General features: G+C 71.6%; 16 protein-coding genes. 8 read left to right on the top strand and 8 right to left on the bottom strand.

The features are described from left to right. Window positions 1-12: 12 nt before the first annotated feature. The 3 genes from ABGB05_RS31930 to ABGB05_RS31920 all read left to right on the top strand — a co-directional run bounded on the left by ABGB05_RS31930 (window position 13) and on the right by ABGB05_RS31920 (window position 3,269). Entirely contained in the window at window positions 13-900 is an 888-nt protein-coding gene (locus ABGB05_RS31930; protein ID WP_347657670.1) for a hypothetical protein, read from the top strand. 11 nt (window positions 901-911) lie between these two features. After that, window positions 912-1,520, top strand: a complete 609-nt coding sequence (locus tag ABGB05_RS31925) for a hypothetical protein (RefSeq protein ID WP_347657669.1) — start codon at window positions 912-914, stop codon at window positions 1,518-1,520. 81 nt (window positions 1,521-1,601) lie between these two features. Further along, window positions 1,602-3,269 (top strand): metallophosphoesterase, encoded by a 1,668-nt coding sequence (locus tag ABGB05_RS31920; RefSeq protein ID WP_347657668.1) that lies wholly within the window; start codon window positions 1,602-1,604, stop codon window positions 3,267-3,269. 12 nt (window positions 3,270-3,281) lie between these two features. Here the strand turns inward: ABGB05_RS31920 and ABGB05_RS31915 are convergent, their stop codons facing one another. The 3 genes from ABGB05_RS31915 to ABGB05_RS31905 are packed head-to-tail and all read right to left on the bottom strand — an operon-like array spanning window position 3,282 to window position 6,394. Next, window positions 3,282-3,572, bottom strand: a complete 291-nt coding sequence (locus ABGB05_RS31915) for a hypothetical protein (RefSeq protein ID WP_347657667.1) — start codon at window positions 3,570-3,572, stop codon at window positions 3,282-3,284. Between the two features lie 37 nt (window positions 3,573-3,609). Further along, window positions 3,610-5,346: a GUN4 domain-containing protein gene (locus tag ABGB05_RS31910; protein ID WP_347657666.1), complete on the bottom strand. Its 1,737-nt coding sequence runs from the start codon at window positions 5,344-5,346 to the stop codon at window positions 3,610-3,612. Between the two features lie 10 nt (window positions 5,347-5,356). After that, a complete protein-coding gene (locus tag ABGB05_RS31905) occupies window positions 5,357-6,394 on the bottom strand; it encodes an EcsC family protein (RefSeq protein WP_347657665.1) in 1,038 nt (345 codons plus the stop codon). A gap of 91 nt (window positions 6,395-6,485) precedes the next feature. On the opposite strand from ABGB05_RS31905, the gene ABGB05_RS31900 reads away from it, so the two are divergent. Beyond that, on the top strand, window positions 6,486-7,652 hold the full coding sequence (locus tag ABGB05_RS31900; protein WP_347657664.1) for a helix-turn-helix transcriptional regulator: 1,167 nt from the start codon (window positions 6,486-6,488) through the stop codon (window positions 7,650-7,652). Here the strand turns inward: ABGB05_RS31900 and smpB are convergent, their stop codons facing one another. The 3 genes from smpB to ABGB05_RS31885 all read right to left on the bottom strand — a co-directional run bounded on the left by smpB (window position 7,653) and on the right by ABGB05_RS31885 (window position 10,881). Next, window positions 7,653-8,141 (bottom strand): SsrA-binding protein SmpB, encoded by a 489-nt coding sequence (gene smpB / locus ABGB05_RS31895; RefSeq protein WP_347657663.1) that lies wholly within the window; start codon window positions 8,139-8,141, stop codon window positions 7,653-7,655. 138 nt (window positions 8,142-8,279) lie between these two features. After that, complete coding sequence (locus tag ABGB05_RS31890) at window positions 8,280-8,654, bottom strand: hypothetical protein (RefSeq protein ID WP_347657662.1); 375 nt, start codon at window positions 8,652-8,654, stop codon at window positions 8,280-8,282. 121 nt (window positions 8,655-8,775) lie between these two features. Further along, window positions 8,776-10,881 (bottom strand): carboxypeptidase regulatory-like domain-containing protein, encoded by a 2,106-nt coding sequence (locus ABGB05_RS31885; RefSeq protein WP_347657661.1) that lies wholly within the window; start codon window positions 10,879-10,881, stop codon window positions 8,776-8,778. 206 nt (window positions 10,882-11,087) lie between these two features. On the opposite strand from ABGB05_RS31885, the gene ABGB05_RS31880 reads away from it, so the two are divergent. Next, window positions 11,088-12,116, top strand: coding sequence for an aminoglycoside phosphotransferase family protein (locus ABGB05_RS31880; protein ID WP_347657660.1), 1,029 nt, complete (start codon window positions 11,088-11,090; stop codon window positions 12,114-12,116). Window positions 12,117-12,270: 154 nt separating this feature from the next. On the opposite strand, the gene ABGB05_RS31875 is transcribed toward ABGB05_RS31880, so the two are convergent. Further along, the gene (locus tag ABGB05_RS31875; protein WP_347657659.1) at window positions 12,271-13,977 is read right to left on the bottom strand and encodes a hypothetical protein; all 1,707 of its coding nucleotides are present in this window, start codon (window positions 13,975-13,977) and stop codon (window positions 12,271-12,273) included. 708 nt (window positions 13,978-14,685) lie between these two features. On the opposite strand from ABGB05_RS31875, the gene ABGB05_RS31870 reads away from it, so the two are divergent. Next, window positions 14,686-15,285 carry a hypothetical protein gene (locus tag ABGB05_RS31870; protein WP_347657658.1) on the top strand — a complete coding sequence of 200 codons (600 nt, stop codon included), beginning with the start codon at window positions 14,686-14,688 and terminating at the stop codon, window positions 15,283-15,285. 58 nt (window positions 15,286-15,343) lie between these two features. Here the strand turns inward: ABGB05_RS31870 and ABGB05_RS31865 are convergent, their stop codons facing one another. Beyond that, the gene (locus ABGB05_RS31865; RefSeq protein WP_347657657.1) at window positions 15,344-15,892 is read right to left on the bottom strand and encodes a DsbA family protein; all 549 of its coding nucleotides are present in this window, start codon (window positions 15,890-15,892) and stop codon (window positions 15,344-15,346) included. Between the two features lie 331 nt (window positions 15,893-16,223). Between ABGB05_RS31865 and ABGB05_RS31860 the strand changes: the two genes are divergently transcribed. After that, window positions 16,224-16,685 (top strand): nuclear transport factor 2 family protein, encoded by a 462-nt coding sequence (locus ABGB05_RS31860; protein ID WP_347657656.1) that lies wholly within the window; start codon window positions 16,224-16,226, stop codon window positions 16,683-16,685. After that, the gene (locus tag ABGB05_RS31855; protein WP_347657655.1) at window positions 16,678-17,397 is read left to right on the top strand and encodes a TetR/AcrR family transcriptional regulator; all 720 of its coding nucleotides are present in this window, start codon (window positions 16,678-16,680) and stop codon (window positions 17,395-17,397) included. The genes ABGB05_RS31860 and ABGB05_RS31855 overlap by 8 nt, the downstream gene beginning before the upstream one ends. Window positions 17,398-17,442 lie beyond the last annotated feature (45 nt).

Below are 17,442 nucleotides of genomic sequence, written 5' to 3'. Positions count from 1 at the left end.
GGAGTGCGAACGATGTGGAATGGCGAGGAGCGCAGGTTGAAGCTGGTCAAGTCGTCCCCGCAAACCGAACCGGACGACGTGCCCCGGCAGTCGGTACGCCGCCGCAGGACAACCGCCCGACGTACCGTCACCCGGCGGATTCCCGGCCCGGACCCGGTGTCGGCAGTGTTGGAGCGGCTCGACGAGGAGCCGGTCGCCCTGGTCGGGGCGCCGGAGAGCGACGAGGCGCCCGACGACCACGGGCCGGGTGAGGCGCCCGACGGTCACGGGCGCGACGAGACGACCGACGACCAACGGCCGGATGCGACAGCCGATGGCGAGCGGCCGGATGCGACAGCCGATGGCCAGGGGCCGGAGCCCGCGGCTGACCGGCGGCCGGAGCCGAAGCGGCGGAAGGCGGTTCGCCCGGGTGTGCCGCGTCGGCGCGGGCTGACCGTCGGACTCGCGATCATGCTCTGCGCGGCACTCACCGTGGCCGGCTTCTTCGGCAACCGCTGGTACCAGGACCGCGCGCTGGCCGAGGCACACGGCCAGGCGGTCACCGCCGCCCGGCAGACCACGGTCAACTTCGTCTCGGTCAGCGCCTCCAGTGTGGACGGCGACCTGCAGCGGATCGTGGCCGGCGCCACCGGCGAGTTCCGGGAGGAGTTCCTCCGGGGCCAGGCCCAGGTACGCGCGGCGGTCATCGAGAACAAGGTCGAGTCGACCGGTTCCGTGCTGCGCGCCGGGCTGGTCTCCGGCGACCGGCGTACCGCGGTTGTTGTGGTCGCGGTCGACGCGACCGTGAAGAACACGCACGCACCGGACGGTCGCGTCGCGCACTACCGCATCCAGGTGGAGTTGGCCCGGGACCGGGACTCGGACACCTGGCTGGTGTCCCGGTTGCAGTTCGTCGGCTGAGAGGAGAGACCATGCGATCGTTTGTCGGCACGCTGATCCGGCGACTGCGCTCCGGACGCCGTACCGGTGTCGAGGTGGCCGGCGACGCCCAGCCCGAACCGACCGGTGACGGCGCACGACGCTCCCGCCGTCCGCGCCTGGCCGGCACCGGCGACCGGCTGCACCTGGTGCTGACGGTGGCGACGGTGCTGGCTGTCGGCGCGGCCGGCGCCGGCTGGTACGGCCAGCACCGGGCGCAGGCCCGGGACACGGCGGTACGGCGGGCGTTGGCCACCGCCACCCCGGCCGCGAAAGCCATCTTCTCCTACGACTACCGCAACTTCGACGCGAGTGTGACGAACGGACAGACCTTCGTCACCGCACCGTTCGCCGACGAGTACGCCGAGACGACCGCCGCGCTCCGGTCGACGGCCGTTTCCGAGCAGGCGGTGGTGCTGGCCGAGGTCTCCGCCAGCGGGGTGATCCAGGCCGACCCGGAGCGGGTCGAACTGCTGCTCTACCTGAACCAGTACCGGCGCAACGTCAACACCGACGGGGAGAAGGTGGACCAGAACCGGGTCGTGCTGGAACTGCGCCGGGTCGACGCGGAGTGGAAGGTCGCCCGGGCCACCGCGATCTGAGCACGGCCGACCGGGCCCCGGGAGGTCCGTCAGGGTGGGTGCGGGTGTCGGCGCCGAGGTCCGCACTGGTTGACTCAGACCATGACGGGAGATCACCAACCCGCCGCCGAGGCCGGGCCGACCGACCCCAGCCGGCTGCTCTGCGAGCCGTACCTGCTGGACCCGGGCCCCGAGAGCGGGTACGTCGTCTGGCACACCGAGGACCCGGGCAACGGGCACTTCGTGCTCGTCGGGCCCGGGGTGACCGGGATGACCGACTGGCAGGCGGTCGACGCGGCCACCGACGACGCGGCCACCGGCCCCGGTTGGCGGCGGTTCACGGCCCAGACCCGGCAACTGAGCCGCACCCGGGAGGACGCGGAGTCCCGGGTGGCCGGGCGGGCCTGGACCGGGCCGGTCGGCCGGCCGGTGTACCGGCAGTTGGCGGAGATCACCGGGCTGGCCGCCGGACGTACGCCGTACCGGGTGGTGTCGGTCGACGACCAGGGACGGCCGACGGTGACGACGGCGTACTCGATCGCTCCGGCGGTCAGCGGCGACCGGCCGGTACGACTGCTCCTGACCAGCGACCACCAGCTGAAGGCGATGACGGCGGCGAACCTGGCGAAGGTCGCCGAGACCGTCGGGGTACACCTCGACGGCGTGCTGATGGCCGGCGACATGGTCAACGTGGCGGACCGGGCCAGCGACTGGTTCGACTGCGCCGACGCGCCCGCCTTCTTCGCCGCGATGACCGGCCGGGCCGCCACGACGATCGCCGGCCGGACCTGGCGGGGCGCGGAACTGCTGCAGCACACCCCGCTGTATCCGGCGATCGGCAACCACGAGGTGATGGGCCGCTGGTCGGAGACGGCGAGCCTGGACAGCCAGTTCAACGATCCGCAGCCGGCCGACTGGGACGTCACCACGTACGAGGAGTTGTTCCCACGGCCACGCAGCGAGGCGGGCGGCCCGCGCTGGTGGTCGCGGACGATCGGCGACGTACACCTGATCACGCTCTTCGTCACCGGGATCTGGCGACCGCACGTGACGACCGGGGCCGGCACCTTCGCCGAAGGCCCGGCGGTCCTGGCCGACCCGGAACACTGGGGCCACGGACGGTTCATCTTCGAACCCGTGCACCGGGGCTCGGCCCAGTACCGCTGGCTGGAGCGGGAACTGGCGTCGGAGGCGGCCCGGTCGGCCCGGTTCCGGGTGGTGATGTTCCACCACTCCAGCCACGGACTCGGGGACAATTCGACGCCGGCCTTCACCGACCCGGTCCAGGTGGTCGAACGCGACCCGGACACGGGCACGGTCAGCTCGGTGCGGTACGCCTATCCGCTCGCCGAGGACCACGTCCTGCGCGACCTGGAGCCGCTCCTCTCCGCCAACGGCGTGCACCTGGTGCACACCGGGCACACCCACCTGTGGAACCGGTTCCGCAATCCGGCCGGGGTCAACTGGTTGGAGACCTCGAACGTTGGCAACAGCTACGGGGCGTACGACGTGACCTCCGGGTTGTCCCGGCCTTTGCCGGAGGGGCCTGATCTGGTCCGGCAGGGTGACCCGGGCGGGCTGCGGCCGGTGGTGCCGACGATCGCACCGCTGACCGACCCGACCGGCGCGCCGCTGCCGTACGTGGCCAGCAATGACGTCACGGTCTTCTCGGTGCTGGACTCGGCGGCCGGAGTCGTTCGGTCGTACCGGTTCGACACCCGGGAGCCGGACTCGTCGGTCCTGCTCTTCGACGAGTTCCCGCTGGCCTGACCGGCGATGACCTCAGTCCGGCGGCTCCGGCGGGGTCACCGTCTGCTCCGAGGTACGCCGCTCCAGGAACGAGTCCGGGGCGGCGGCAGCCTCGGCGACCTGGCGCTCGGCTCCGGTCGTCTCCGGGTCGGACTCGGCCAGCCTGACCGCTCCCGCCTCCCGCCGGTCGGACTCGGCGAGGATGGCGGCCGCCTGCTCCTCGGGGTCCGCGCTGCCGGTCGACCGCTCCTCCGGCAACAGGTGCGCCGCCCGGTTCTCGACCCGGTCGTCACTTCCGTCCGGGTTCTCGCTCGCTGCGCTCATGCTCATAGCGCTGCTGCATACCCACGTCCGGCACCCGCTACCCGTCCCCGGCCACACCGGGCCCCGAACCCGCTGTCCCGCCGGCCCGGGCGAGGTCGCGGTAGTGGTGGAGCAGCGGCACCCGGTTGACCGCCCAGACGACCGACAGCAGCTGGGTGTAGTTCGTGACCAGCTGGCGCAGCGGTGATTCCCAGACGCTGCGGTACGCGCCGAGCCGGCCCCGGCCGACGGAGGCGTAGATGTCGCCCAGGGCGATGACCGCGAGCCGGTTGTACTCCGCCCAGCCGAACCGGGCGTCGACGGTGATGTCGGCGGTTTCCCGCTCCACCAGACCGGGAGTGCGGTAGAAGCGGACGGCCTGGTACGGAACCCGCCCCAGTGAGGCGTACCCGGCACCCGCCTGTCTCAGGTGCGGGATCGGCTGGTTCGGCTTGATTCCGCCGACCGGTCCGATGATCGGCAGATGTCCCGGCGGCGCCCCGGAGTGCCACTTCGCCTCCGAATAGAAGATCCAGCGGGACCGGCGCCAGCCGACCGCGTCGGCGAACCGGGCGATGTCGCCGTCCACCCGGTGCAGCTGCTGCAGTTGGGGGGTGAGCCCGAACCGGCCGTCGCTGTGCCGCATCCAGAGGTCGTCGAGGGCGTGCAGGTCGGCCCAGCGCAGGGTGGCGACCTGGGCCAGAGTGATCATGTGGTTCCCGGTCCGGTCCGGGTCCCGGCCGGCCGCCACCATCAGGAGGCGGGCCGTCTCGCGGTCGGCGTCCCGCCAGTTCCCGGCACGCAGCAGGTCGGCGAGGCGGCCCAGTTCCAGCTCGCTTCCGGAGCGGTCGGCACCGGTCAGGGTGGTCCGGTCGACGAGTGTGGCGAACTCGGCGTCCCCGGGCTGTGCCCCGGCCGGGTCGAGCCGGCTCAACGCCTGCCACAACGCGGCGGCGGTCTGGGCCGGGACCCTCGTGGCACGGTGCCGCAACGCCCGTACGTCCTCCGGGGTGAGCAGGTGCGGGAAGAGTAGTGTCGCCGCCGCCCGCCAGTGCGGTTCGGCACGCAGACTCGGCTGCTGGTAGCAGCGGGGACCCAGCCGTCTCGCTTCCCGGGGCACCCGGTCCAGCAGCCGGGCTTCCAGGTCGGCGACGGTCACCGGCAGGTCGTCGCCGCCGAGGATGGCGACGAGCGCGGCGGTGAACAGGCCCATGCGATGGCGTGGGCTCTCGTACGAGACGCCGCCCTCGACACAGCCGGAGAAGATCGCCAGACCCGGATGACGGTGCAGCCGGAGGTGGTCCAGCCCCACCGCAGGCCCGGTCAGGCCCGACTTCAGCAGCGGCCGTAGCTCGTTGCGGCAGGCGTCGAGCAGCAGGATCCGGTCGGCGACGGTCCCGCCCCGCAGCAGGTTGGCGACCAGTTCGACGGCGACCGAACACTCCGGTACGTGCCGAGGATCACCGTGCGTGTCGTGCACCAGCAGGTGGGTGCGGCCGTCCGAACCGGTGATCCCGTGGCCACTGAACGAGAGCCAGACCCGGTCGCCGGGGCCCAGGTCCGGGAAGCGTCGGGGTAGTTCGGCGAGCCACCCCGTGATGCCGGTCGACGTGGCCCGGTCACCGGTCAGGGGCACCACGCGGTCGGCCGGGAAGCCCCGGGCCCGGAAGGCGCCGGCGAGCGCGTGCGCGTCCGCCTCGGCGTACCGCAGCACCGACACTCCCGGCATGCCGGGCACACGGTTGACGCCGATCGCGAGGAGTACGTCGCGCGGGGCGGGAACGGTCCGGTCCATGTCGACCTCGTCAGGCACTGTCGGGCCGGTCCCGCTGTCCGTCCATGATCTCGACGATGGAGACCGCCTCCCCACCCTCGACCGGGTCCGGTACGTCCACCTCGAGTCCGTAGCGTTCCCGCAGCCAGCGCTCGCGGTAGAGCCGGTCCGCGCTTTCCGCGACCCGATGGAGGATCAGCGCGTTCTGGCCGGCGCCGATGGCGACACCGACCATCGGCACCAGCTTCTGCACGTTGCGGGTGGTGACCTTGAACCCGAACTGTTTGAGCACCCGGGTCACGAGTTCGGTGACCGGACTCTTCGGCAGGATGGCCCGGCCGGTCAGCGTCTCCCACACCCGCTTCGCGCCCCGGTGCTGCAGCATCCGCTGGGTCACCAGGCTCAGCTCGCGGTACGCCGCCACCTTGTTCGCCGTCCCGACCGCGGTGCCGACACCCAGGATGCCGAGCGCCACCGCCATCTCGTCCTCAGACGACGTGTCGTAGCCGTAGTACGCGGCGGTGTGCGCCACCAGTCGGAGGCCGCCCATCAGCATCACCGCCACGTCGGCCACCACCGCGCCGATCACCAGCGCCGGGCCGGCACCGGTGACGGTGAGCAGTTCGCCGCCGGTGACCGCCAACCCGGCGCCGGCTCCCTCGACCGTGCCGGCGGTCGCGTACGCCAGGGCGAGGTTCGGCTTCACCTGGTCGATCTCGGAGAGCCGTAGCTGACGGATGTCGGCGAGCTGACGCACCTCGTGCCCGGCGGCACGGTGCGCCCGCAGGATCGCCTCGGTCCGCAGCGAGGCCACCGCCAGGTGCGAGCCGTGCTGGGAGAGCCCCTCAAGAGCCTCGGAGAAGATCACGTCGAACCGGGCGGCCCCCGGCATCGCCCGCACCCCGTCCCTGACCCTCGCGCCGACCGCTGTGACCCGCTCGCGGACCCGGTGCGGCACCCACCTCCGGGCCCGCCGTCGTAGGCGCCGTTCCTTCCACGCCTGCACCTGGTCCCACGCCCTACGGTCGTACTCGTCCATCTCGACCGGGACAACAGCGTTCTGGTCCACCGCGTCCTCCCCCCACCGCTGACCGTCACGGTAGGTAGGTCTGCGCGTACGGGTAAATCCCAGATTCCTGGGGAATCGCTAGCCTGGCGCCATGCCGCCACCCCCCGGGTCGGTCCAGGCCGCCCACGAACTGCGTCGGTCGTTGGCCGAGACGACCGACACCCTGGGCGTGCTCAACCGCACCGCCGAGACGCTGCTGGCCAGGGTACCCGCCGACGTCTGGTGTGGAGTCGTCGTCGACCCGGCGACCCTGCTCGACACCGGGGGCGAGCACCAGCACGGCTTCCCGGCCGAGGTGATGCCCCGACTGTTCGAGATCGAGCACGCCGAGCAGGACGACGTCGACAGCCTGCGCTCCCTGGTCCGCCGACCGGCGGCGACCAGTCTGCTCAGCGCCTCGACCGGCGGAAGCCCGGAGAGCAGCCGGTACTACCGGGAGATCCTGGCCCCGCTGCGACTGGCGGACGAGCTGCGCGTGCTGCTGCGCGAGGGCGGCCGTACCTGGGGGCTGCTGGTGATGTGCCGGTCCCGGCGCAGTCCCGGCTTCACCGAACAGGAGGTACGCGTCGCGGCGAGCCTGGCCGTTCCGGCGACCGCGGCGCTCCGGCGTTCGCTGCTGGTCGGGGGTATCGACAACGGACAGGTCGCCGACGCGCCAGGGGTCATCACGGTCGACGACGAGCACACCGTGGTCACCACGAGCCCGACCGCGCGGCGGTGGCTCGACGAACTCGCCGAGACGCACCCGCCGGGCCGGCTGCCGCACACCGTCTCCGCCCTGGTCACCCACGCCCGTACCCGGCCCCCGGGCACGGTCAGCACATCGCGGGGCCGTACCCGCTCCGGCGCCTGGGTCACCCTGCACGCCTGGCGCGACATCGGCACCGCCGGGAAATCCGGCGGCACCACGATCTCCATCGGCCGGTCCCAGCCCGGAGAACTCGTCGCCCTCATCCTCGACGCGTACGCGCTGACCCCACGGGAACGGGAGGTCACCCAGCAGGTCCTGTTGGGCCGGTCGACGACCGAGATCGCCACCGCGCTGCACCTGTCGACGCACACCGTGCAGGACCACCTGAAGGCGATCTTCGACAAGACCGGCGTACGGAGTCGCCGGGACCTGGTGGCGGACGTCTTCTTCCGGCACTACCTGCCCCAGTTGGCCGGTCCGTCCCTCACCACCGACGGCCGGCTCCGCCGCCGGTCGACGACACCGGGGAGCGGGGTCGGGCCGCGCACCCCGGGCGAACCGGTCTGATCAGCGGGGCATGCCCTTGAGGTGGCGACCCATCTCCCGGGCGATCTCCCGCTGCGCGTCCCGCTCGGCCAGCGCCTGCCGCTTGTCGTAGGAGCGTTTGCCCCGACCGATGCCGACCTCGACCTTCGCCCAGCCGTTCTCGAAGTAGAGCGACAGGGGCACCAGGGTCAGGCCGGGGTCCCGGATCCGGTCCAGGATCTTGTTGATCTCCACTCGCCGCAGCAGCAGCTTCCGCATCCGACGCGGCTGGTGGTTCGTCCAGGTGCCGTACGCGTACTCGGCGATGTGCAGCCCGTAGAGCCAGAGTTCGCCGTCCCGCTCCTGGGCGAAGGCGTCGACCAGGGAGGCCTGCCCGGCCCGCAGCGACTTCACCTCGGTGCCGCGCAGCACCAGCCCGGCCTCGTACGTCTTGAGGATCGTGTAGTCGTGCCGCGCCTTCTTGTTCGAGGCGACGAGGCGTCGTTCCGTCTGCCTGGACGTGGCCGCCACCACGACTCCCTCCGATCCGCCCCGCCTTTTCGGGCCCGTCGGCAGCCTAACCAGCGGGCCGGCGGCCAGGGTCGCCGACCCGCTGAGGCCCCCGGTCAGGGTCGGATGAAGGTGACGTCCGGGTGTCGGGGCGACGGGTCACGCAACAGCGGCTGCGGCCGGTCCCGAAGCTGCTGGTCGAGGAAGGCGGCCAGGTACGCCCGCACCGAGCCGACGATCCGCTCCGGGCCGCGCCGCCGGGTACCAGAGGCTGATCATCAGTTCCCTGGGCCGGTCGGCCACCCAGGGATCGGCGCGGTCGTGGTCGACCAGGTGCAGTTCCGTGGTGCCGACCGGGTACGGGCCGGTCGGCGCCGGCAACCGTGGCCGGAACGGTACGGAGGTGGCGACCGTGGTGTCGTCGGGTGCCGGCTGGGGCGTCCGGGCGGCGGCGGACGGCGCGACGACCAGCACCGGGACCGCCAGAATCGCCGCCGACACGGTCCACCACCATCGACGTGGGATCTTCTGCATACCGCCGAGTCTCGCCCGGCACCCACCGCGACCACAGCTGTCGAAGGTGGTCAACCGACCCCGAGAAGTCTCGGGGAGGGGCCGGCGGACAACATGCCGCCGGCCCCTCGTCATCCGTCGGTCAGTCGGTGCAGACGACGAGGTTGGCGGTCAGGGTGCCGGACCTCGGCACCTGGTACGCCGTCGGCCTCGACTGGTCCGTACCGGCCGGGTCGGTCGACGCACACTGGGTGTGCGGGCCGGTGTAGAACTCGCCACCCCGGTAGAGGCTGTAGCTGAAGAAGATCCGCTGCTTGCCCAGCACCGGCAGCCGGTACCGGCCGTCGATCGCCTCGGCGTACCCGAGCACGTCGCCGCTGTCGTAGTTGTGCACCAGCAGGTAGTCGAGGTAGATCGGCTGGCCGTCCTGGTCACGCAGGTCGCCACGGACCTCGACACCGGCCCGCATCGGATGGTCGTAGCTGCTGGTCCCGCCGGCGGTGACCCGGACCCGGGCGGCGTCGTGCCGGTCCGGCACCCCACCGGACCACTGTCCGGCCAGGCCCGACCGGTGGAAGAAGAGCGGCCAGGTGTACGGGCCGAGCCCGGTCACCTGGTAGCGGCCGTCGGTACCGGTCCACCCGGCCGCCTGCCCCTCCTCCGGGTGGTAGCCGAACAGGTGGATGTTGATCCCGGCGACCGGTGCCCCGGTCCCCCGGTCGGTGACCCGACCGGTGATCGTGCCGGCCGGGTCGAGCCGGACGGTGGGGCCGGTGACGGTGGCGCCGCCGTCGACCCGGACGACCGCCGCCGCCCGCTGGTCACCGGTGCCGCCGCCGGACCCGACCCACTGCCGGCCGTGACCGGCGGCGTTCACCGGGTCGGCGAACAGCGTGTACGACCCGGGCCGGAGCCAGTCGACGACCGCCCTGCCGGTGCTGTCCGAGCAGTTCCGGTAGGCGCCGGGGTCGGGCAGCCGGGGGTCCCGCAGCGGCACCGCGACCAGGCAGACCCCGGCAACCGGCTGCCCGGTCGCCCGGTCGACGACCGTGGTGGTGATCCGGGCGATCCGCTGGAGCTTGACGGTGACCTCGACCGTCTCGCCCGGCACCGGGGTGACCGGCCCGGTCGACGCGGGGAAGTAACCGCCGCCGGGGACGGTGACCTGGAACCGCTGCGGCTCCGCCGGGAGACTGCTGATGGTCAGGCTGCCGGTGCCGTCGCTGCACTGCTCCTCGACGCAGAAGTCGGCGATGGTCGTACCCGTGTCGGCGTCCACGGCGCGGACCCGGACGGCGCCGTTCGCGACCAGGCTGTCGGTGATCCTCGTTTCCTGCTCGGCCTGCACCACGACCGGGTCGGCGTCCGCCGCGTCGAGCGCGCCCCGGTAGTACTGCACGTCCTCGTCGGTGTACAGGAAGGCGACCCGGTACGTCCCGGCGAGCAGCCGGGGGATGCTGAACTCGCCCTCCTCGTCGGTGTAGGCACCGTCGCCGTTGGTACCGGCGGCGTTGCTGGCGTGGACCCAGGCGTCGACCACGGGCTCCCCGTCGCCGGTGGTCAGGCGCCCGGTGAGGGAACCGGTGCGGAGCGCGGTGTCGTCGGCGACGACCTCACCCCCGGCCGGCACCTCGAACCGCGTGGCGCCCGCCCGCTCGAGCTTGCCGGGCACGTACTGCAACTGGTCCACCTCGGCTGTCGGCTGAAAGGAGACGAAGTGCGGACCGGCCGGGACGACGATCCGGTACTGCCCGTCGGCGTCGGTCGTGTCGGTCTCGGTGGCCGGGTAGTCGGCGGAGGTGGCGATGATTCGCAGGTCGGGCACGCCGTTGCCGGCGGCGTTCCGGATCCGTCCGGTGATCACCCCGGTCGGCAGCAGCTGCTCGTCCACAGTGGTCAGCGCACCCTCGGTGACCGCGACCTTGTCCGCTTCCCAGATGTCCAACTTCTGGTGGTGGAACTGGTCGGGTCCGTCCGGCGGGTCGAAGGCGAGGACGTACGACTCCGCGGCCAGATCGTCGAACCGGTAGGCACCCGCCGCGTCGGTCTCGGTTTCGGCGAGCGGCTCCTCGTTCTCCTCCGGGTAGAGCCGGACGGTGGTGCCGGCGGAGGGCGCACCGGCGGCTGTGGTGACGTGGCCGGCGATGGTGCCGGTGGCGGCGGCCACGGCGGGTGGCGCACCGGCCAGGACGGTGGCCCCGAGCAGCACGACGGCCACGCCGGCGCGTTTCAGCAGATTGAGTGACATCAGCGTCCTCAGTGGTGGCGGGACGCCCCGTGAAGTCGTGCCACCGCCGGCCCGCGCCCCGTGAACAGACCGATGGTCCGGTCATGGTAGCGGTCGATGTCCACAGTACCGACTCGAACGATCGGCGTGGGTGGCGAGACCGTCGGCCACCCCGACGCCGGGCAAAACCGGTGGGCGAGGGCGGTGACCAGGGTTAGCGTGGCCGGGTGCTGACTGACGTACCGACCGGGGAACAACTGGATCCCGGCTGGCAGGCCGAGAGCGACGCCTGGATGCTGGACGAACTGGCCGCGCGCGGCCTCGCCGCCACCGGCCCAGTCGAGAACGTCCGGGTCCGGGCCTGGTCCATCGTGCGCCGGGTCGACACCACCGCCGGCCGGGTCTGGTTCAAGGCCAACGTACCCACCAACGGTTTCGAGGCGGCCGTGGTCGAGGCGCTCGCCGACTGGGCGCCCGACCATGTGGTGGCGCCGCTGGCGGTGGACCTGCCCCGGGGTTGGCTGCTCAGTTCGGACGGCGGGCCGACGCTGCGGGAGGTGACGGCGGATCCGCCCGACCCGGCCCGCTGGGTGGACCTGCTGCGGACGTACGCGGAACTGCAGCGGCGGACGGTGCCGTACGTGGACCGGCTGCTCGGGCTCGGTCTGCCGGATCTGCGCCCGGCGCGGATGTCGGCCGCGCTGGTGGGCCTGCTGGCCGACCCGACGGTGACGCTCGCCCCGGAGCGACGCGCCGCCCTGGCCCGGCTCTCCGAGCGGTACGACCGCTGGTGTGCCGAACTCGCCGCCGACGGACTGCCGGCGTCGTTGCAGCACGACGACCTGCACGACGGCAACGTCTTCGTGGGCGGGGGCGGGGGTGCCGACGCCCGGCTCCGGTTCTTCGACTGGGGTGACGCCTGTCTGGCGCATCCGTTCAGCAGTCTGCTTGTGACGCTGAAGGTGGCGGCGTACCGGTTCGGGTTCGCTCCGGGCGGGCCGGAACTGGCCCGGCTGCGGGACGCGTACCTGGAACCCTGGACCGACCTGCGGGACCGTGCCGGCCTGGTCCGCTCGGTCCGGCTCGCGCTGCGGGTCGGCAAGGTGGGTCGGGCGTTGACCTGGCAGCGGGCGCTGCGCGGGGCGACCTCGCCGGAGTGGGAGCGCGCGCTGGGTGGTCCGGCACCGGTGGCGCCCGAGCACGCCGACGCGGTCGGTGGCTGGCTCGGTGAGCTGACCGAGCCCGACCTGACCTGAGCCCGGCCTGACCCGGCCTCGGCCCGATCCGCCCAGGCCGGGCCGGCCGTCGGCGCGGCGGACAACCGGACGCACCCGGTCCCTCCCGCTCGGGTCGTGGTGACCCGGAGCTGGCGGGGCGGGTGCGCCCGGCAGGGTGGTCCGTCAGGGCCGACTACTGGTCCCATCCGCTCTGCTGACCGTGCTTCTGCTGCTGGCAGTTGGCGGAGAGAATCGCCCCGGACCCGGTCGGCCCGCAGTCGGTCGGCCGGTTCTTGACGATCACGGTCTCCACGTCGAGTTCGAGCCGGACGTTCTTGGCGAAGAGTCCACCCGGTTCCTTGGTGGAGCTGTTCTCGGTGATCCTGCTCTTCACCACGCTCAGCTGGCCGGCCTCGGCGTAGAGACCGCCGCCCCGGGACTCGGGTCCGACCGCCTTGTTGCGGCTGACCTCGGTCCAGCGTACGAAGACGTTCGACTTCTCGGCGAAGATCCCGCCACCGTCGCCCCGGGTGGTGTTGTTGGTGACGGTGCTGTCGTTGACCACGAGCAGCGCCTGGACACTGGAGATGCCGCCACCGTCCACCGTCGAGGTGTTGTGGGTGACGGTCAGGTTGCGCAGGTCGAGCGTGGCGTCGCGGACGGAGAGGCCGCCGCCGATCTTCGCGGTGTTGCCGATGACCTTGGTGTCCCAGACCTTTGTCCGGGCCGAGGAACTGGCGAGCCCGCCGCCCTCACCGGCATTGTTGTCGGCGAAGGTCGTCTCGGTGACGTCGGCCGCACCCCGGAAGTTGGCCAGGCCGCCACCGATCCCGCCAGCGCTGTTCTTGACGAACTCGGTCTTCCGTATGCTCAGCACGCCGCCGTTGAGCATGCCGCCACCCTGGCCCTCGGCTCCGGCGGCGCTGTTGTCCCGGAACTCGCTCTCGGTGATCGTCATGTGGCCGTCGTTGAAGACCGCGCCACCGCCGCCGTCCTTGACCGCGAGCGCGGTGTTCCGCGAGAACGTGGTACGCGTGACGACCGCGCTGCCACCGTGTTCGACCCAGAGCGCGCCGCCCAACTCGGCCCGGCCGTTGTCGAGGGTGATGTCGACCAGTTCCAGTTCCCCGCCGTTGACGACGGTGAAGAACCGGAACTCCTTGGCGTTCGGGTCACGGGTCAGGGTCGCCCCGTTCCCCTTGATGGTGATCGGGTGCTTGATAACCGGTAACAGGTTCTTGTCGTCCGGCAGGTTGACCTCCTGGCCGGGCCCCTGGCCGGTGACCTGACCGTCCGGGCCGCTGTCCGGACCACTGTTCGGGCCGGTGCTCTGCCCGGTGTTCTGGCCGCCACCCGGTGCACTGCCGGGAGCACTGCTCGGACCGCCGCCCGGCGCGGCGCTCCCGCCCGGCTGGGCGCCGGTCGGGCCCTGCTTGCCACTGCTCTGGCCCTGCTTGCCACTGGGCGCACCCTGCTTGCCTTTGCCCTGGTCGGCGGAGGGTCCCGGGACCGGCGCCGGACGTTCGCCCGGCTCGCCCTGCCGACCCTGCTGCTCGTTGTTCGGGCCGGCCTTAACGGCACCCGCAGCGGCGTCGGCGCCGTCCGGACCGCTGTTCGGGCCCTTCGGTTGGCCGCTCTCCCCGCCGTGCTGGCCGTCCTGCCCGTACCCCGCGTCGCCACCGCGGTGGTCGCCCTTCGGGGTGCTGAGCTTGTAGGTGCACTTCCGCGCGAGTTCGAGCGTGCCGCCCCCCTCGGCGTCGGCGCGGACAAGCGCGGCGATCAGTTTGGCCGAGTCACAGGGCACCGACGTCACGTCGCGGTGTGCGCCATCCGACTTCTTCTCGGCCGCGATGGAGGCGCCGGACAGCCCGGCCGCTCCCACCACCAGGGTTCCAGCCACGAGACCTCCGGTGAGGATCCACCGGGACCGTCGACGCGGTAACCGCGCCTCCTTCCGGCGCTCGGAATCTCCGTGACTGCTCCCTCGGAACTCGGACATCAAGTCTCCCTGCCTTTCGCAGAAGACACGACCGCACCAACCCGGGCGCGGAGGGCTACACGTCGTTGCAGCACTGAAAATCACGGTACGGCGCTAATCGCAGCAAGGCAGGCTTATGCGAATGAAGCACACGATTCGGTTGAAGGCCCATCGGAAAAAGGACCGGAATGGCACAGCAAATCGCAATACCGGCTGCAGGATCCAAACCAGGCGTGGCCGGCCAGACGACACAGCCGGCGCAGGCGAGCACGGCTCGGGACGGGCGACGCAGGAGCGCCCCGACCCGTACTACGGCTGTCCGGCGGGCCAGAACCGGCAGGCTGGGGACAAGCCGGCAACTGGGACTCCCCTGACGAGGTGACGCAGGCAGCCCAGAACGACCGGCTGGCGGCAGACCGTACGAAGCACAGGACTATCGGCGCATTCCACGCCGGATCACCAGTTGTTTCGGTGCTCCGGACAATCGTCGCCGGAAACGCCCGAAGAAGACAGCCAGTGGGTGCCGGAAACGAATTCGACCATCCATCCCCAATTCGCACGGCGAAGGATCCCGCGCTACCCACGCCAGACCAGTGGCTGGGCGATCAGGCCGACGATTACGGTGGGCGGATGCCACCCAACCTCGACGCCTGGGACGCGTGGCACCCCCGGCTGCTGGCCGGTCGCCTCGCCGGCCTCGAGTTTCCCTGGTACGTCGCGGCCGGCTGGGCACTCGACCTCTTTGTCGGCGCCCCGACCCGGAGACACGCCGACCTGGAGATCGCCGTACCGGCGGCCCGGTTCGGCGACCTGGCAGCACGGTTCGCCGACTGCGACTTCCACGTTCCGTACGACGGGGACATCGTCCCGGCCACCGCCGCCACGCTCGAGGCCAGTCACCAGACCTGGGCCCTGGAACGGGCAACCGGCCGGTGGCGGTGCGACGTGTTCCGCGAACCACACGACGGTGACACCTGGATCTACCGCCGTGACGAGCGGATCCGCCGGCCGTACGCCGAGATCGTCGAACACGGCGTGGACGGCGTCCCGTACCTGGCCCCGGAGATCGTGCTGCTGTTCAAGGCCAAGCAGACCCGGGACAAGGACGAGGTCGACTTCCGGATGGTGCTGCCACTGCTCGACGTCGCCCGGCGGCGGTGGCTCGAGGACGCGCTGTTGTTGGTCAACCCGGAGCATCCGTGGCGCGCCGTGCTGGCCGCCGCCCGGTAGCCGCCGAGCGGGCCCAATCTCTTCGCGACGTGCTCGACCTTCGTGGTGCGGATGCAGGTCACGCCGACGCCGGCCCGTCCCGGGACCGGTCAGTGGGTGCCAGACCGCACCGTGGTGCCGTCCGCGCGCCGGGCAGCGCACAGGCGCCGTCCGCGTCACATCCGGTCTGGTCGTCCGCGCCGAGAATGGTCAGTTCGGGTTGGCGTTCGCGCCAGGCCCGGACGGCGAGTCCGACCTGGTGCTCGGGGTCGTAGATGCTGCGCTCCGCGGCGAAGTTGCCCTCGTAGAACAGGGTCAGCAGGTTGTCCTCCACCCCCTCGGAGGCGGCCAGGTGCAGCAGCCGGTGCAGGTCGAAGGTGTTGCCGTCGTCCCGGAAGTCGACGAGGTAGCCGAGGCCCTCCTTCCTGGCGATGCCCGCGATGTTCTCCTCCGCCGCTCTGGCCTGGGCCGGGGTCATGCCGTACTTCTTGGCGTGAGCCGCACTGGTTGTCCGGTGGGTCTGGGTCAGCCGGGGGTCGAGCTCGAAGGAGCGGTGCACCACCTCGACCCGGGTCCGGTGTGGGAACGCGGCGAGCGCCTTGTGAAGCGAGCCTTGCCGACGAAGCACCACGGGCAGGAGATGTCCGACCAGATGTCGACGCGCATGGTCTTCTTCCCTCCGGGAAGGGTCTGTAGGGAGGTGGTCGCTTCCCGGAGGAGAAGGAGAGACAACCACTCGACTCCGGACAACGCCCCTCGGACGAGGGTCGTCCGCTTCTACAGCGTAGCGCAACAGGACGATAGTCGTCCGCCTACAGGCCGGCTCAGCAATCAATCGGACGCTCGCCGTCCGATTGCGTTAGACTGCAGGTGGAGACGACTACCAGGCGCCCTGCGGCCACTGGTTGAACGGCGGACCAGCCACCGGTCGACCACCGGACAGGCTAGGAGGCTCAGCCATGGGTGATCTCGACGAGATGCTCCGGCGGCTGGACGCGCTGGAAGCGATCGAGAGCATCAAGCAGTTGAAGGCCCGCTACTTCCGCCTCGTGGACGAGAAGAAGCACGACGAGCTGGCCGCACTGTTCACCCCCGAGGCCAGGCTCGTGACCGACGGCGTCAGCTGGAAGTCGCTGGAGGAGTTCGCGTACACGATCCGCGACCTGACCGGCGCCGCACCGTCGGTCCACCACGGGCACAGGCCGGAGATCGAGATCACCGGGCCGGACACCGCCTCCGGGATCTGGGCGATGGAGGATCTGCTGACCTTCCCGGTGGGAGAAAACGCCCCCCAGGGCCACAATGGCTACGGCCAGTACCGGGAGACCTATCGGAAGGTCGACGGGCGCTGGCTGATCGACACGTTGCTGCTGACCCGGCTGCGGATGGACCCGCTGGAGAACTGGACCCCCGATGCCTGACCTGGACACCGCGCCTGACCCCCGTACGGGCACGCGGCACGACGAAACCCCACCGAGCACCACGGAGACCGAACCCGGCGGCCGCGCGGACGCGCGACGCAACCGCCGCCAGCTGATCATCGCGACCCGGGAGGCGATCGCCTCCCGGGGCCTCGACGTCTCGGCGCTCGACATCGCGACGGCTGCGGGCGTCGGAGTGGGCACGCTGTACCGACGCTTCGGCACCAAGGAGGCACTCCTCAACGCCGTCGTGATCGGCCTCTACGACGAGATGTGCGATGTCGCGCGGGCGTGCATGGAGCGCCCTGATCCGTGGGACGGGTTGGCGGAGTTCGTGATGGAGCTGGCCGGGGCGCACCGGGACAGCCGGGGACTGGCCGAATACACCGCCGAGTACAAGCAGGAACCGTCACCCGAACTCGCGGAGCGGACCGCCGCTCTCCAGGACGCCGTCATGCGGTTGACCGAGCGGGCCCGCGCCGCCGGTGCGCTCCGGGACGACGTCACCTGGCAGGACATCCTGATCTGTTCACGTGCGGCGCTGGACACCGACCACTGCCTCGGCGTCGACGCCGGACCGGACGGCTGGCGTCGGATCGTCACCATTCTGCTCGACGGCATCCGGGCGCCCGGACGTACGCCGTTGGAGGGACCGGCACCGCGGGTCCACCCAGGCGCGACGCCGGACAGGACGGCCTCGGCGGACCGCTGACAGACGTCGCGCCGCTCGGGCCAGTAGCCGGGGCGCGTAACCGAC

This window comes from Plantactinospora sp. B5E13 (assembly GCF_039871775.1).
Lineage (GTDB): Bacteria > Actinomycetota > Actinomycetes > Mycobacteriales > Micromonosporaceae > Plantactinospora.
Note: the sequence above shows the minus strand (reverse complement) of the source record. Positions and strands in the feature narration are given on the sequence as shown.

Bases quoted from the DNA above. Each gene is read 5' to 3' on its own strand.
- ABGB05_RS31925 (WP_347657669.1), top strand. From the start codon at position 912: ATGCGATCGTTTGTCGGCACGCTGATCCGGCGACTGCGCTCCGGACGC.
- ABGB05_RS31885 (WP_347657661.1), bottom strand. From the start codon at position 10,881: ATGTCACTCAATCTGCTGAAACGCGCCGGCGTGGCCGTCGTGCTGCTC.
- ABGB05_RS31915 (WP_347657667.1), bottom strand. From the start codon at position 3,572: ATGAGCGCAGCGAGCGAGAACCCGGACGGAAGTGACGACCGGGTCGAG.
- ABGB05_RS31920 (WP_347657668.1), top strand. From the start codon at position 1,602: ATGACGGGAGATCACCAACCCGCCGCCGAGGCCGGGCCGACCGACCCC.
- ABGB05_RS31900 (WP_347657664.1), top strand. From the start codon at position 6,486: ATGCCGCCACCCCCCGGGTCGGTCCAGGCCGCCCACGAACTGCGTCGG.
- ABGB05_RS31890 (WP_347657662.1), bottom strand. From the start codon at position 8,654: ATGCAGAAGATCCCACGTCGATGGTGGTGGACCGTGTCGGCGGCGATT.
- ABGB05_RS31910 (WP_347657666.1), bottom strand. From the start codon at position 5,346: ATGGACCGGACCGTTCCCGCCCCGCGCGACGTACTCCTCGCGATCGGC.
- ABGB05_RS31870 (WP_347657658.1), top strand. From the start codon at position 14,686: ATGCCACCCAACCTCGACGCCTGGGACGCGTGGCACCCCCGGCTGCTG.
- ABGB05_RS31860 (WP_347657656.1), top strand. From the start codon at position 16,224: ATGGGTGATCTCGACGAGATGCTCCGGCGGCTGGACGCGCTGGAAGCG.
- ABGB05_RS31930 (WP_347657670.1), top strand. From the start codon at position 13: ATGTGGAATGGCGAGGAGCGCAGGTTGAAGCTGGTCAAGTCGTCCCCG.
- ABGB05_RS31855 (WP_347657655.1), top strand. From the start codon at position 16,678: ATGCCTGACCTGGACACCGCGCCTGACCCCCGTACGGGCACGCGGCAC.